At 60.2% G+C, this 13,660-nt stretch carries 13 protein-coding genes; 11 read left to right on the top strand and 2 right to left on the bottom strand.

The window, feature by feature from the left end:
* The first annotated feature begins 389 nt into the window (after positions 1 to 389).
* From AB5Y91_RS18965 to chbG, 7 genes are all read left to right on the top strand, one after another.
* Positions 390 to 710, top strand: a complete 321-nt coding sequence (locus tag AB5Y91_RS18965; RefSeq protein WP_106887853.1) for a PTS sugar transporter subunit IIB — start codon at positions 390 to 392, stop codon at positions 708 to 710.
* A gap of 19 nt (positions 711 to 729) precedes the next feature.
* Positions 730 to 2,082, top strand: a complete 1,353-nt coding sequence (gene chbC, locus AB5Y91_RS18970; protein WP_205599302.1) for a PTS N,N'-diacetylchitobiose transporter subunit IIC — start codon at positions 730 to 732, stop codon at positions 2,080 to 2,082.
* A gap of 54 nt (positions 2,083 to 2,136) precedes the next feature.
* A complete protein-coding gene (locus AB5Y91_RS18975) occupies positions 2,137 to 3,519 on the top strand; it encodes a glycoside hydrolase family 1 protein (protein WP_368170527.1) in 1,383 nt (460 codons plus the stop codon).
* Between the two features lie 56 nt (positions 3,520 to 3,575).
* Positions 3,576 to 3,929 (top strand): PTS N,N'-diacetylchitobiose transporter subunit IIA, encoded by a 354-nt coding sequence (gene chbA / locus AB5Y91_RS18980; RefSeq protein WP_368170528.1) that lies wholly within the window; start codon positions 3,576 to 3,578, stop codon positions 3,927 to 3,929.
* Between the two features lie 32 nt (positions 3,930 to 3,961).
* Entirely contained in the window at positions 3,962 to 4,789 is an 828-nt protein-coding gene (chbR, locus tag AB5Y91_RS18985; protein WP_042041464.1) for a transcriptional regulator ChbR, read from the top strand.
* Between the two features lie 153 nt (positions 4,790 to 4,942).
* Positions 4,943 to 6,289 carry a 6-phospho-beta-glucosidase gene (locus AB5Y91_RS18990; RefSeq protein WP_368170529.1) on the top strand — a complete coding sequence of 449 codons (1,347 nt, stop codon included), beginning with the start codon at positions 4,943 to 4,945 and terminating at the stop codon, positions 6,287 to 6,289.
* A gap of 48 nt (positions 6,290 to 6,337) precedes the next feature.
* Positions 6,338 to 7,108, top strand: a complete 771-nt coding sequence (chbG, locus tag AB5Y91_RS18995; RefSeq protein WP_368170530.1) for a chitin disaccharide deacetylase — start codon at positions 6,338 to 6,340, stop codon at positions 7,106 to 7,108.
* Positions 7,109 to 7,161: 53 nt separating this feature from the next.
* Here the strand turns inward: chbG and AB5Y91_RS19000 are convergent, their stop codons facing one another.
* Entirely contained in the window at positions 7,162 to 8,043 is an 882-nt protein-coding gene (locus AB5Y91_RS19000) for a LuxR C-terminal-related transcriptional regulator (RefSeq protein WP_368170531.1), read from the bottom strand.
* A 145-nt stretch (positions 8,044 to 8,188) separates the two neighbouring features.
* Here AB5Y91_RS19000 and tyrS point away from each other — a divergent pair, with 145 nt between their 5' ends.
* Positions 8,189 to 9,457, top strand: coding sequence for a tyrosine--tRNA ligase (gene tyrS / locus AB5Y91_RS19005; RefSeq protein WP_368170532.1), 1,269 nt, complete (start codon positions 8,189 to 8,191; stop codon positions 9,455 to 9,457).
* Positions 9,458 to 9,658: 201 nt separating this feature from the next.
* Here tyrS and yrfG read toward each other — a convergent pair whose 3' ends face one another.
* Positions 9,659 to 10,327, bottom strand: a complete 669-nt coding sequence (gene yrfG / locus AB5Y91_RS19010) for a GMP/IMP nucleotidase (protein WP_368170533.1) — start codon at positions 10,325 to 10,327, stop codon at positions 9,659 to 9,661.
* Positions 10,328 to 10,473: 146 nt separating this feature from the next.
* Between yrfG and nudE the strand changes: the two genes are divergently transcribed.
* The 3 genes from nudE (at position 10,474) to AB5Y91_RS19025 (ending at position 13,614) form a co-directional block, all read left to right on the top strand.
* Positions 10,474 to 11,082: an ADP compounds hydrolase NudE gene (gene nudE, locus AB5Y91_RS19015; protein WP_234566969.1), complete on the top strand. Its 609-nt coding sequence runs from the start codon at positions 10,474 to 10,476 to the stop codon at positions 11,080 to 11,082.
* 41 nt (positions 11,083 to 11,123) lie between these two features.
* Positions 11,124 to 11,936 (top strand): 3'(2'),5'-bisphosphate nucleotidase CysQ, encoded by an 813-nt coding sequence (gene cysQ / locus AB5Y91_RS19020; protein WP_368170534.1) that lies wholly within the window; start codon positions 11,124 to 11,126, stop codon positions 11,934 to 11,936.
* A 412-nt stretch (positions 11,937 to 12,348) separates the two neighbouring features.
* Entirely contained in the window at positions 12,349 to 13,614 is a 1,266-nt protein-coding gene (locus tag AB5Y91_RS19025; protein WP_368170535.1) for an aromatic amino acid transport family protein, read from the top strand.
* Positions 13,615 to 13,660 lie beyond the last annotated feature (46 nt).

Consider the following 13,660-nt stretch of genomic DNA (forward strand, 5'->3'; position numbering starts at 1 on the left):
ATCCTGTTCCCATGGAAGGTGAATATCAATAATGTTTCATTGCTACTTTATAGTGTGAGCTGGAGCTGATTATTGATATTTTTAATATGGAACGAGGGGTTATATCGACCAATTTGTTTAACTCATTGAAATTAATATTAAAAAAATAAAATAATCTTGTTTCTCATAACATGTCACGACATTTTTTCGGCTCATCTCATTAAAAAATGTGAGCATTGGCGAAATGAATGGTCAATTTAAGACGATCTTATTACTTGCCGAAATACCGAGTTAACCTCAGGGTCGCTAGAATGATGTCAATCAGAGATGTTTTATTTGTCTTGAGAGCACGACAAGCAGTCATCTCGGCCGATCTATTCATCTTGTTTCAAGTGTTGAGGGAAATGGTTATGGGAAAGAAGCGTATTTACCTGTTTTGCTCTGCCGGGATGTCGACGTCACTGCTGGTCTCGAAGATGAAGGCACAGGCAGAAAAATATGATGTGCCCGTGGAGATCGATGCCTATCCGGAAACGCTGGCGGGAGAGAAAGGTCAGGATGCCGACCTGATCCTGCTGGGTCCTCAAATTGCCTACATGTTGCCGGAAATCCAAACACTGTTACCGGGCAAGCCGGTCGAAGTCATCGACTCCCTGCTCTATGGCAAGGTCGATGGGTTAGGGGTCCTCAAGGCCGCCGTCGCGTCCATCAAGAAGAGCCTCGCTCAGTAAGGAGAACACCGTGAGCACCATGATCGCATCGCTGGAAAAGGCCATATTGCCCATTGCCGTCAAGCTGGGTAAGCAGCCTCATGTCAACGCCATCAAGAATGGCTTCATCAAACTGATGCCCCTGACCCTGGCCGGGGCCATGTTCGTCCTGATCAACAACGTCTTCCTGAGTTTTGGGGAGGGATCCTTCTTCTACTCCATGGGGGTGCGACTCGATCCCGCCACCATAGCCACCCTGGACGGCTTCAAGAGCATTGGCGGCAGCGTCTATAACGGTACCCTGGGGATCATGTCCCTGATGGCGCCCTTCTTCATCGGCCATGCCATGGCAGAAGAGCGCAAGGTTGATCCCCTCTCGGCCGGTCTGCTCTCGGTCGCCGCCTTCATGACGGTCACCCCCTTCAGCGTCGGCGAGGCCTATGCGGTCGGTGCCAACTGGCTGGGTGGCGCCAACATCATCTCCGGCATGATCATTGGTCTCGTCTCGGCCGAGATGTTTGCCTTCGTCATTCGCCGCAACTGGGTGATCCGCCTGCCTGACAGCGTACCGACCTCGGTAGCGCGCTCCTTCTCGGCGCTGATCCCCGGCTTCATCATCCTCTCCATCATGGGGATAGTCGCTTACCTGCTCCAGACAGAGGGCACCAACTTCCACCAGATCATCATGGACACCATCTCCACCCCCCTGTCCAACATGGGTGGCCTGGTCGGCTGGGTCTATGTGCTCTTCTCCCCGCTGCTCTGGTTCTTCGGGGTCCATGGTTCCTTGGCGCTGTCGGCACTGGAGAACGGCATTCTGGTGCCCTTCACCCTGGAAAACGTCGCCCTCTATACCCAATACGGCTCCGTTGAAGCCGCCATCGCCGCCGGCAAGACCTTCCACGTCTGGACCAAGCCGATGCTCGACTCCTACATCTTCCTCGGTGGTACAGGTGCAACGTTAGGCCTCATCCTTGCCGTGTTTATGGTGTCGCGTCGCGATGACTACCGTCAGGTGGCCAAACTGGGCATGCCCGCCGGCATCTTCCAGATCAACGAGCCCATCCTGTTTGGCCTGCCGGTCATCATGAACCCTGTGTTGCTTATCCCCTTCGTGATGGTGCAGCCGGTACTGGCGACCATCACCCTGTTCGCCTACAACACCGGCTTTATCCCGCCCATCACCAACATGGCACCCTGGACCATGCCAGCCGGATTGGGGGCCTTCTTCAACACCAACGGCAGCATAGCCGCAGCCCTGCTGGCGATATTCAACTTAGGGATAGCCACCCTGATGTATGTCCCCTTCGTGCTGATTGCCAACAAGGCCCAGGCCGTTATCGAGGAAGAACAGGAGAGCGAAGAGGATATCGCGCTGGCCCTGAAATTCTGATGACACTCCCGGGAGGAGCCTGGCTCCTCCCTCTTCAAGCCGAAGGAGAAGAAGATGATGTATCGCTTTGCGGACGATTTTTGGTGGGGCAGCGCCAGCTCGGCGCCCCAGACGGAGGGAGCCTCCAGCCGAGATGGCAAGTCCGACAACATCTTTGACTACTGGCACGCCATTGAGCCGACGCGCTTCCATCAGGGCATAGGCCCGGCGCAAGCCTCGACCTTCTATGATCGTTTCGAGAGCGACATCGCACTGCTCAAGCAGCTCAATCACAACAGTTCTCGTACCTCCATCTCCTGGTCCCGATTGATCCCGGACGGGACGGGTGAGGTCAATCAGCAGGCCGTCGCTTTCTACCATGCAGTCTTTGACCGCCTGCTGGCCGAGGGGATCACCCCCTTCATCAATCTCTACCACTTCGACATGCCGCTGTGCATGCAGGAGCAGGGCGGCTGGGAGAGCCGGGATGTGGTGGCCGCCTATGTGCGCTACGCCAGCATCTGTTTCGAGCTGTTTGGTTCGCGCATCCAGCACTGGTTTACCTTCAACGAGCCCATAGTGCCAGTCGAGTGCGGATATCTCGGTCACTTCCACTATCCCTGTGTGGTGGATTTTCGCCGCGCCGTCACTGTCGCCTATCACACCGCCCTGGCCCATGCCGGTGCGGTCAAGGCCTTTCGCGATGCTCATGCCAGTGGCGAGATTGGCATCATCCTCAACCTGAGCCCCACCTACCCCAGATCCGATTCGGCGGCAGATCGCCAGGCGGCGCGCTGGGCCGACTTGCTGCTCAACAAGAGTTTCCTCGATCCGGCCCTGAAGGGGAGCTATGACCCCGAGCTGGTCGCTCTGCTGCGCCAGCATGATTTACTGCCAGAGGTGGAAGCCGGTGACAAGGCGCTACTCAGTGCCGGGCGAGTGGATTGGCTGGGCATCAACTACTACCAGCCAAGGCGAGTCAAGGCCAAGGAGCAGCCCTGCGCAGGGGCGCCGCACACCCCCGAAGATCTCTTCGATTTCTACCAGATGCCGGGTCGCAAGATGAACCCGCACCGGGGCTGGGAGATCTATGAGAAAGGGGTCTACGACATCCTCACCGAGCTGCGCCTTGGCTATGGCAACCCCCGCTGCTACATCTCGGAAAATGGCATGGGGGTCGAGGGGGAAGAGCGCTTCATCGGCCCGGAGGGACGGGTAGAGGATGACTATCGCATCGACTTTATTCGTGGTCACCTCGAGTGGCTGCATCGTGGCCTGCAAGAGGGCAGCGCCTGCTGCGGGTATCACCTCTGGACCTTCATCGATAACTGGTCCTGGCTCAATGCCTACAAGAATCGCTATGGCCTGGTCCGGCTGGATCTTGAAAGCCAGACCCGCACCATCAAGAAGAGTGGCTATTGGTTCGCCGAGGTGGCACGCAATCATGGTTTCAATTAAGTGAGATTCAATTAAACCGCTTTCAATCAACTAGCTGTAATCAAGGGGATAAAGAGATGTTCGATATGGACCACATAGAGGCAGAGACCACGACGTGCGATGACATGGAAGAGGTGGTGATGGGGCTCATCATCAACTCGGGGCAGGCTCGCAGCCTGGCCTACAGCGCCCTGAAGAAGGCCAAGGAGGGCGACATGGCCGCCGCCCGTCAGCTGATGACCCAATCCCGCGAGGCCCTCAACGCCGCCCACCAGGTGCAGACCCAGCTGATTGAGAGCGACCAGGGCGAGGGCAAGATCCAGGTCACGCTGGTGCTGGTGCATGCCCAGGATCACCTGATGACCTCCATGCTGGCGCGGGAGCTCATCAACGAACTCATCGACGTGCACGAAAAACTGCTCGGCAAGTAACAGCGGCATCGGCCAGTCATAAGGGGCGAATAATGAGCGTCAAGACCATCCGGGAAAACGAGCTGTTTAACAACAGACCCTTCCACATGTTCATCTACAACAAGCAGGTGAGCGGAACCGGTTTGCATCAGCACGACTATTACGAGTTCACCCTGGTGTTGACCGGCCGTTACTACCAGGAGGTCAACGGCAAGCGGGTACTGCTCGAGCGCGGCGATCTGGTGTTCATTCCGCTGGGCTCATCCCATCAGAGCTTCTACGAGTTCGGCACCACCCGGATTTTCAACGTCGGGATCAGCCGCAGCTACTTTGACGAGCACTTCAAGTACCTGCTGCCGGAACACTTCGTGGCGTCCCAGGCCTATCCGCTCAAGCATGAATTTCTGAGTTATATCGAGTCGGTGCTGGTCTCCCCTGGTTTTCGGGAAGAGGCGCTGACCGAGTTTCTCGAAGTGGTGACCTATTCGGTGATGAACCGGCTGCGTCACCATAAGGACGCTTCGGCCAGCGAGGATCTCCCGCTCTGGCTCCATGAGGCGGTTGAGCGCATGCACGATCGCCCGTTGTTTGCCGAAGATGCCCTGGCCAATCTGATCCATCTCTCCGGCAAGAGTCAGGAGTACCTGACCCGTGCCACCAGGCGTTACTACAACAAGACGCCGATGCAGATCATCAACGAGATCCGGGTCAACTACGCCAAGATGCAGCTGGAAGTCACCAACGACTCTGTGGCCGACATTGCCTTCGAGACCGGCTACAACGATGTCAGCCTCTTTATCAAAAACTTCAAGAAGCTGACCTCCTTTACCCCGGGCAGTTACCGAAAATATCTCTATCCGAAATTTGAAACCCCGGCCTGATGAAGGATAAAGATATTTTCATTTAAAACATAAGGTTGCCAACATACTGACGCCATTTAACGGCCCCTGCCACAGGCGGCTGCGGCTAACTGCACCCCAGATGCAGGGTGGCCCCTTATTCAACCCAATTTGAGAATGATGAAAGAGGTGTTTATGAACGAGACGCTTAAAGTGGTCACCATAGGTGGCGGAAGCAGCTACACCCCGGAGCTGGTCGATGGCTTCATCAAACGCTACGCCGAATTGCCCATCGACGAGCTGTGGCTGGTCGATGTCCCCGAAGGTCAGGGGAAACTGGACATCATTTTCGACCTCTGTCAGCGCATGATCCAGAAAGCCGGCATCCCCATGACGCTGCACAAGACCCTGGATCGCCGCGCCGCGCTGCAAGGCGCCAGCTTCGTCACCACCCAGCTGCGGGTCGGCCAGCTGCAGGCCCGGGAAAAAGATGAGCGCATTCCCCTCAGCCACGGCCTGCTGGGTCAGGAGACCAATGGTGCGGGCGGCCTGTTCAAGGGGCTGCGCACCATCCCCGTCATCTTCGACATCATCCGCGATGTGGAGGAGATCTGCCCGGATGCCTGGCTCATCAACTTCACCAATCCGGCCGGCATGGTGACCGAAGCCGTGCATCGCCACACCCATTTCCGCCGCTTCATCGGGGTGTGCAACATTCCGGTCGGCATGCAGATGTTTGTGCGCGACGCCCTCAAGGTCAGAGCAGAGGACTCCCTCTCCATCGATATCTTCGGCCTCAATCACCTGGTGTTCATCGGCGACGTGCTGGTCAATGGGGTATCGCGTTTCGATGAACTGCTCGAGGGGGTGATAGACGGCAGCCTCACCAGCGCCAGCTCGGTCAAGAACATCTTCGATTTGCCCTTCGATGCGAGCCTGATGCGCGGGCTGCGCCTGTTGCCCTGCTCCTACCTGCGTTACTACTTCAAAGAGAAAGAGATGCTGGGGATCGAGATGGGCGAGTTCTACAAGGGTGGCGCCCGGGCTCAGGTGGTGCAACAAGTCGAGAAAACGCTGTTTGAGCTCTACCAGAACCCTGAACTCAACGAGAAGCCCAAGGAGCTGGAGCTGCGCGGCGGCGCCTACTACTCGGATGCGGCCTGCGAGGTAATCAGCGCCATCCATAACGACAAGCGCAGCGAACAGTATGTGATAATCCCCCACCATGGCCATGTCACCAACATTCCGGCCGACTGGACCGTCGAGATGACCTGCCTGGTGGGCCGTGATGGCGCCATTCCTCACCCGCGCCTCACCCGCTTCGACGACAAGGTCAACGGGCTCATTCACCTCATCAAGAGCTTCGAGATTGCCGCCTCCCAGGCTGCCTTGAGCGGCTCCTTCGATGACTTGCTGCTGGCCATGAACCTCAATCCGTTGATCCACTCGGACAACGAAGCAAAAATCGTTGCCCAGGAGTTGCTGCTGGCACACCGCGAGCACCTGCCCAAGTTTGCCGCCGCCATTGCGGATCTCGCCTGAGAACACTGGGCCCCGTTGATCATCGGCGGGGCAATACAGGAGATAGAGATGCATAAAAGATTGATTATCAACGCCGACGACTTTGGTCTCTGCCCTGCCCAGAGCTACGGCATAGTGGGAGCCTTCGAGCATGGGGTGGTCAGCTCGACCACCGCCATGGTTAACTCCCCGGCCATAGAACACGCGGCCTGGCTGGCCAGACGCTTCCCGGACTTGCCCATCGGGCTGCACTTCGTGCTCAGTTGGGGCAAGCCGCTCTCTCCTCTCTCCTGCCTGGTCAATGCCCAGGGTGAGCTGGACAAGAGCATCTGGCAAAAAAACGAGCAGGGTCTGCTGGTCGCAAGGGAAATCATGGAAGAGCTAAGGCAGCAGTTCGACCGTTTCGTCACCCTGTTTGGCCGCTCGCCCAGCCACATCGACAGCCATCACCATGTGCATATGCTGCCGAGCCTCTATCCCCTGGTGGAAGCCTTCGCCCGCCAGCAGGGCATCCCTATGCGCATCGATCGGGAGGAAGTGCGCCGTCACGGCCTGACCGTCAACCATGAGCTCAGTTGCCAGCGTTTTGACAGTCGCTTCTATGGTGAATCACTCACCCGGGAGCTGTTGCTGCAACTGCTGGATGATGCCAATGAACAAGGGGTCAACTCCCTGGAGATCATGTGCCACCCCGCCTTTATCGATCTCGAGGTGCAGCGCAGCACTTATCACCAGCCAAGGCTCACCGAGCTTGCCATCCTCACCGATCCGGCCTTGCCTGAGTTGATCGCGGCGAGAGGCTATTGCCTCACCAGTTACCAGGGATGGCAGCCATCTTGAATCACCAAGGTGGCAGGGCTGGACCCTGATGGGGTCAGGCCGATGGTGGGGCGCTAACTCGTCGATGTGGTGATGAGGTGGTTCAGAAAGAGGCTGAACAGCTCGGCCCGGGAGCCGAGCCGCAGCTTGCCGTAGAGGTGCTTGCGGTGATTCTTCACTGTGCCGCTGCCTATGCCGAGTTCGGCGGCAATGGCCTCGGTATCCAGCCCCTGCAGCAGCAGGCTCGCCACCTGCCGCTCCCGGCGGGTGAGCCTGTCACCACCCACGCTGGTCATCGCCTGCTCCACCGCGGCCTTGAGGCTGGCGCCGTCCAGGCTTGCCGCTACGCCTTGCACCCTATCCTTCGCCGTACTCTTCGCAGCACTTTTCGCCGTACTATCCGTGGCCCTCGTCGCCGCGCTCTGGGCCAGCAGCGGTACCGCCTCTCGCCACTGCTGGCGGCACAGGGAATGCACCAGGGGGAACAAGGCTTCCAGCCTGGCGCGCTCCTCCTGGCGAAGGCTCTGGCGCTTGTCGAGGCGGCCCAGAAACAGCATCAGGGTGAGACCGCTGCGCACCGGCAGGATCAGCCCCACCTCCTCCTGCCAGCCGGTGGCCTGATAGAAGTGGTGGCGGTATTCGGGATCCAGCCGCCCCTTTGACACCTGCGCCAGGGTCCAGACTCCGGCGGGGAGGCCGTCCTTGAGCGCCTGCATAAAGGGATCCTGACTGAAGTGGCTGGTGAGGTAGCTGTCAAACAGCAGGGCTCGCTGATGGTTGAGGTTGTCGTAGAGGTAGACGGGCCGCTGCCCCACCCCGAGCAGCAGGGCACAGTCGAACGCCACCTGCTGCTGGATGAGGCGCACCAGGGCCGCCGCAAAGGCCGGGCTGTGCAGGGCATCGACGACGGCGGTCAGGCTCGGGGTCAGCGAATCTGTGGCGAGGGGCTGGCTCATGGCGACGGGCTCCGGGTGGCGGGGACAGGCTCCCCTATATGGGCGGGATGCTAGCATGAGAGTGGCAAAACAGTCCCCTGGGGGACATATCTGCCACGGGCCAGAACGGCGAGTATGGCGACTTTCCCCTGCTGTTGGAGACCCCATGATCGACCCCCATTTGCTCACCGACCTGACTGAGCGTGGCCTGGTGGCCCAGATGTCCGACCCGGCGGCCCTGGCCTCCCACCTCGCCACGGCGCGCACCCTCTACTGCGGCTTCGATCCCACCGCCGGCAGCCTGCACATAGGCCACCTGGTGCCGCTCCTGATGTTGCGCCGCTTCCAGCTGGCGGGTCACACCCCTGTGGCCCTGGTGGGCGGTGCCACCGGCCTCATCGGCGATCCCAGCTTCAAGGCGACCGAGCGCAGCCTCAACAGCGCCGAAACCGTGCAGGGCTGGGTGGCCAGCCTGTCGGCCCAGATCCGGGCGCTGTTGCCCGCGAGCGAGGGGCTGGCGGCCCCTGTGCTGGTCAACAACGCCGACTGGATGGGGCAGATGTCCGCCCTCGATTTTCTGCGGGACATCGGCAAGCACTTCTCGGTCAACGCCATGCTGGCGCGGGAATCGGTGCGCCAGCGGCTGGCCCGCCCGGATCAGGGGATCTCTTTTACCGAGTTCTCCTATGCCCTGCTGCAATCCCAGGATTTCGCCGTGCTCAACCAGCGCCTCGGCTGCACCCTGCAGATCGGCGGCAACGATCAGTGGGGCAACATCACCAGCGGCATGGATCTCACCCGCCGGCTGCATCAGGCCCAGGTCCACGGCATGACACTGCCCCTCATCACCAAGGCGGACGGCACCAAGTTCGGCAAGACCGAGGGGGGCGCCATCTGGCTGGATCCGGCGCTCACCTCGCCCTACGCCTTCCATCAATTCTGGCTCGGCACCGCAGACGAGGATGTCTACCGCTTCCTGCGCTACTACAGCTTTATGTCGCTGGCCGAGATTGCCGCGCTGGAGGCGGAAGACGCCGGTCGGCAGGGACGCAAGCAGGCCCAGCAGGTGCTGGCGGACGAGCTGACCGAACTGGTGCACGGCAAGGGGGCGCTGGCGGCGGCGCGGCGCATCGGCGAGCTGCTGTTTTGCGGCGACGTGGCCCGGCTCGGGGAGGGGGATCTCGCCCAGTTGGCCCAGGATGGCATGCCGAGCTGCCGTATCGAGGAGCAAAGGGATCTGGTGACCCTGCTGGTCGAGAGCGGCCTGGCGAGCTCGAAGCGGGTGGCCCGCGAGCTGCTGGCGGCAGGCGCCATCAGCCTCAACGGCGAGACAAGGCAGGATGAGCAGCTAAGTGCAGAGGATCGGCTGTTTGAGCGCTACCTGCTGCTGCGCCGGGGCAAGAAGCAGTACCGGCTGGTGGAGTGGGTGGACTAGTACACCGGACCTCAAGGAGAAAGGGCTGCCCAGGCAGCCCTTTTCATTGTGCGTCTCGGCCCCTCAGCTGCCCGGCATGCAGGGGGGGGAGGCCCTGCCTAAGGATCAAAGGGTCAGCGGCAGCAACTCGGCGTAGTCGCGGAACATGCAGGGGAAGGTGGTCAGTGGTTTCCCCATCGCTGCGCTGCGCCAAATGCCGAATCAAAGGGTCAGCGGCAGCAGTTCGGCGTAGTCACGGATCGCCGGGAAGGCGGTAATCTGCTGTTCCGGCTGGCGACTGTCCGGGTTCTGGATGGCGAGCTGATAACCGATGCCGTAGTCGGCGGCGGCGCGCAGGATACGCTCGCTGTCATCGACAAACAGGGTGCGGGCCGGATCGAACGCCAGTCGCTCGGCCAGCGCCTGCCAGCAGTGCTGGCTCTCCTTCGACCAACCCAGCTCGTGGGTGCTCACCATAAGATCCAGATGCTCGGCGAGGCCGAGCCGCGCATCCTTCACCGACAGGCTGGCGGGGTGGGCATTGGTGAAGAGCACCAGCTGCTTGCCCGCCGCCCGCAGGGCAGCCAGGAAGGGGATGACATGGGGCCGCCACTGGATCTTGTCCAGGATCTCCTGCTTGAGGGCGCGAATGTCGAGCCCGAGGGTCTGGCTCCAGTAATCGACGCAGTACCAGTCTAGGGTGCCGCTGACGGCCTGATAGTGGGCCTCGATCTGCGCCTTGGCGTCGGCCAGCGGCAGGCCGAGGCGCGCGGCGTAGCGCTCGGGCACCAGCTGCTGCCAGAGGTGGCTGTCAAAATGAAGGTCGATCAGGGTGCCATCCATGTCGAGCAGAACTGTGTCTATCTGGTGCCAGGGCAGTTGGGTGGGCATGGGGCCTCTTTGTGTCGGACTGGGTGGGGAAAACGGGGCGCATTATAACGGATTTTTCAGGCACCTTTCCGGCCCTTGCCCCGTGGTGTTCCCTCGGGGAGTCGTTTACTCTTGAAGCACTCTTTTTTAACGAGCAGTCAGCCCCGATGAGTGACCCCCACAAGTGCAAACCCGAACACGTCCGCGTCGAGGCCATGGCCCACGACAAGCGCAAGCCGGAGATCATCAAGGCCGAGCTGGTGGCCGAGAGTCGGCTGTTCAAGGTGGAATCCCTGCATCTGAAATTCAGCAATGGGGAGGAGCGGGTCTACGAGCGGATGCGCGGCGGCAACAGAGGCGCCGTCATGGTGGTGCCCCTGTTCGATGCCCACACCCTGCTGCTGGTGCGCGAATACGCGGCGGGTACTCACTCCTACGAGCTGGGCTTTCCCAAGGGGCTGATCGATCCCGGCGAAGATGCCTTCGAGGCGGGCAACCGGGAGCTGATGGAGGAGGCGGGCTTCGGGGCCCGTGACCTCATTCCCCTCAAGCAGGTCTCCCTGGCTCCCGGCTATTTTTCCAGCAGGATGGACATACTGCTGGCGCGGGATCTCTACCCCGAGCAGCGGATCGGCGATGAGCCCGAGCCCCTCGAGGTGATCCCCTGGCCCCTCAATCGCATCGACGAATTGCTGGCGCGACCCGACTTCACCGAGTCGCGCAGCATCAGTGCCCTGCTGCTGGCCTGCAAATGGCTGGCGGAGCAGGAAAGCTAGCCCAAGCCTGGGCAAAGGTAATAAAAACAGAGGATAACAAGATGCAGGAGTTGTTGGCCTGGATACCTGGGGTCAAGGAGATAGCCCGCGAAGCGGGACGTATCCTTCACGAAATCTATCACGGCGGTCAGTTCGAGCGTCAGCTGAAGGAGGATGCGACCCCGGTCACCAGTGCCGATCTTGCTGCCGATGCCTACCTCAAGCAGGCGCTGTCGGCGCTCACCCCCCATGTGCCCGTGCTGACCGAAGAGGCGGCCGATGTGCCTTTCAGCCAGCGTGCCAACTGGCGGCAATACTGGCTGGTGGACCCCCTGGACGGCACCGGCGAGTTCATCGCCGGCAGCGGCGACTTCGCCACCCTGATCGCCCTGGTGCAGGACAATGTCCCCGTGCTCGGGGTCATCTATGCCCCCGAGGCCGATGTGCTCTACTGGGCGGTGCGCGGTCACGGCGCCTTCAAGGAGGTGAACGGCGAGGTGCATCCCATCAGCGCCATGCACCACGAGCACGATCAGCCCGACTCCCTGGTGGTGGCCATCAGCCGTCGCCAGAAGCTGGAGAACCTGACCCGCCGCCTTAACCCGGCCATCAACTACGAGCTGATCCCGCTTGGCTCCAGCTCCCTCAAGTCCTGCCTGGTGGCGGAAGGGGCGGCAGACTGCTATGTGCGGCTCGGCCCCACCGGCGAGTGGGACACTGCCGCCGCCCAGTGCATCGTCGAGGCGGCGGGGGGGCGTATCCTCAGCCTGGCGTTGCAGCCGCTCAGCTACAACGAAACGGAGTCGCTGGAGAACCCTGACTTCATCGTGATGGGGGACCCGGATCTCGCCTGGGGCAAGATCCTGACTCACTGAGCCGGTTGAAATGTAGCCGAATCATCCAATCAGGCGGCCTCGTGGCCGCCTGATTGCTTGGTGTGATCCGCTGGCTTGTCACGACATATTCAGGTGTATTCGCTACTTTAATGGATTGCTGTAGTGGATCATCACAGCCAAACCAAAAGTGCTGGCATCTCTTTTCATGTAATTCTGAAAACTCAGAAATGGTCGAAATAAAAAATCGACCAATAGTTATGTTTTGGTTTTATATTTCGTAAAGTTGCCTATTTAAAGGTTTATCAGAACGAGGCGGGCTGGAAATTCCGCCCAATCTCACTGGCTGAACCGAGCTTTGCCAGTGAGATCTGCCAATGCCGATTTTTGAGAATTAAATGCTAAAGGAGCACAATATTCTTAGATTTTAATACTATATATAAGTGATTTATCAATGAGTTCATCTGTAGAGGTCTCCCGGGAGTTATCCGGTTCCCCATCCATCAGTCGCACCGGCTGGCGCCGTCACGATACCCACTGGGTCATCAGCCTGTTTGGCACCGCCGTTGGCGCGGGCATACTCTTCCTGCCCATCAACCTGGGTCTGGGGGGCATCTGGCCCCTCGTCATAGTCGCCGTGCTGGCCGGCCCCATGACCTTCCTGGCTCACCGCGGGCTGGCGCGCTTCGTGCTCTCCTCCTCCCGCCCCCACGCCGACTTCACCGAGGTAGCGGAGGAGCACTTCGGCAAGATGGCCGGTCGCCTCATCTCGGCGCTCTACTTCCTCTCCATCTTCCCTATCCTGCTCATCTATGGCGTCGGGCTGACCAACACGGTGGAGAGCTTCATGGTCAACCAGCTCGGCATGGATGCCCCGAACCGGGTGATGCTCTCCGGCCTGCTGGTGTTCGCCATGATCGCCGTGATGATGGCGGGGGAGAAGGCGATGCTGCGGGCCTTTGCCTTCATGGTCTACCCGTTGGCGGCCATTCTGGCGGCGCTCTCCTGCTATTTGATCCCCCAGTGGCACTGGCCGGAGGCGACCGCCTTCGAGGGAACCAGCTTCCTCAACACCGTCTGGCTGGCACTGCCGGTGACAGTGTTCGCCTTCAGCCACGCCGCCGCTATCTCCGGCTTTGCCAACGTGCAGCGCCGGGAATATGGCGAGCAGGCCGAAGCCAAGAGCGGCCTGATCCTGCGCAACACCACAGTCATGCTGGTGGGCTTCGTGCTCTTCTTCGTCTTCTCCTGCGTGCTGAGCCTCTCCCCGGCCCAGCTGGCCGAGGCCAAGGCCCAGAACGTCTCGGTGCTCTCCTATCTCGCCAACATCACCGACAACCCTGTGATAGTGACGCTGGGGCCGCTGATCGCCTTTATCGCCATCAGCTCCTCCTTCCTCGGCCACTTCCTCGGGGCCCGGGAGAGCCTGAAAAGCCTGATCGCCAAGCCCACAGGGCTGTCGCTGGCCAAGGCGGACAAGCTCGGCATAGCCCTGATGTTCTTCGCCATCTGGGGGGCTGCTGTCATCAACCCCGGCATCCTGGGTCTGATGGAGACCCTCTCCGGCCCCGTCATCGCCATGATCCTCTTCATCATGCCGGTGATTGCGATCTACAAGGTCGAGGCGCTGGCCCGCTTCCGTCAGGGCTGGGTGAACGGCTTTATCCTGCTGACCGGCTCGCTGGCTGTCTCGGCCCTGGTCTTCAGCCTGCTGAAGTAACAGCGGCGCTGCGGCCAGAAAAAGAAGAGGCGACCCCGGGGTCGCC

This window comes from Aeromonas sp. R4-3 (genome assembly GCF_040908275.1).
Taxonomy (GTDB): Bacteria; Pseudomonadota; Gammaproteobacteria; order Enterobacterales; family Aeromonadaceae; genus Aeromonas; species Aeromonas rivipollensis.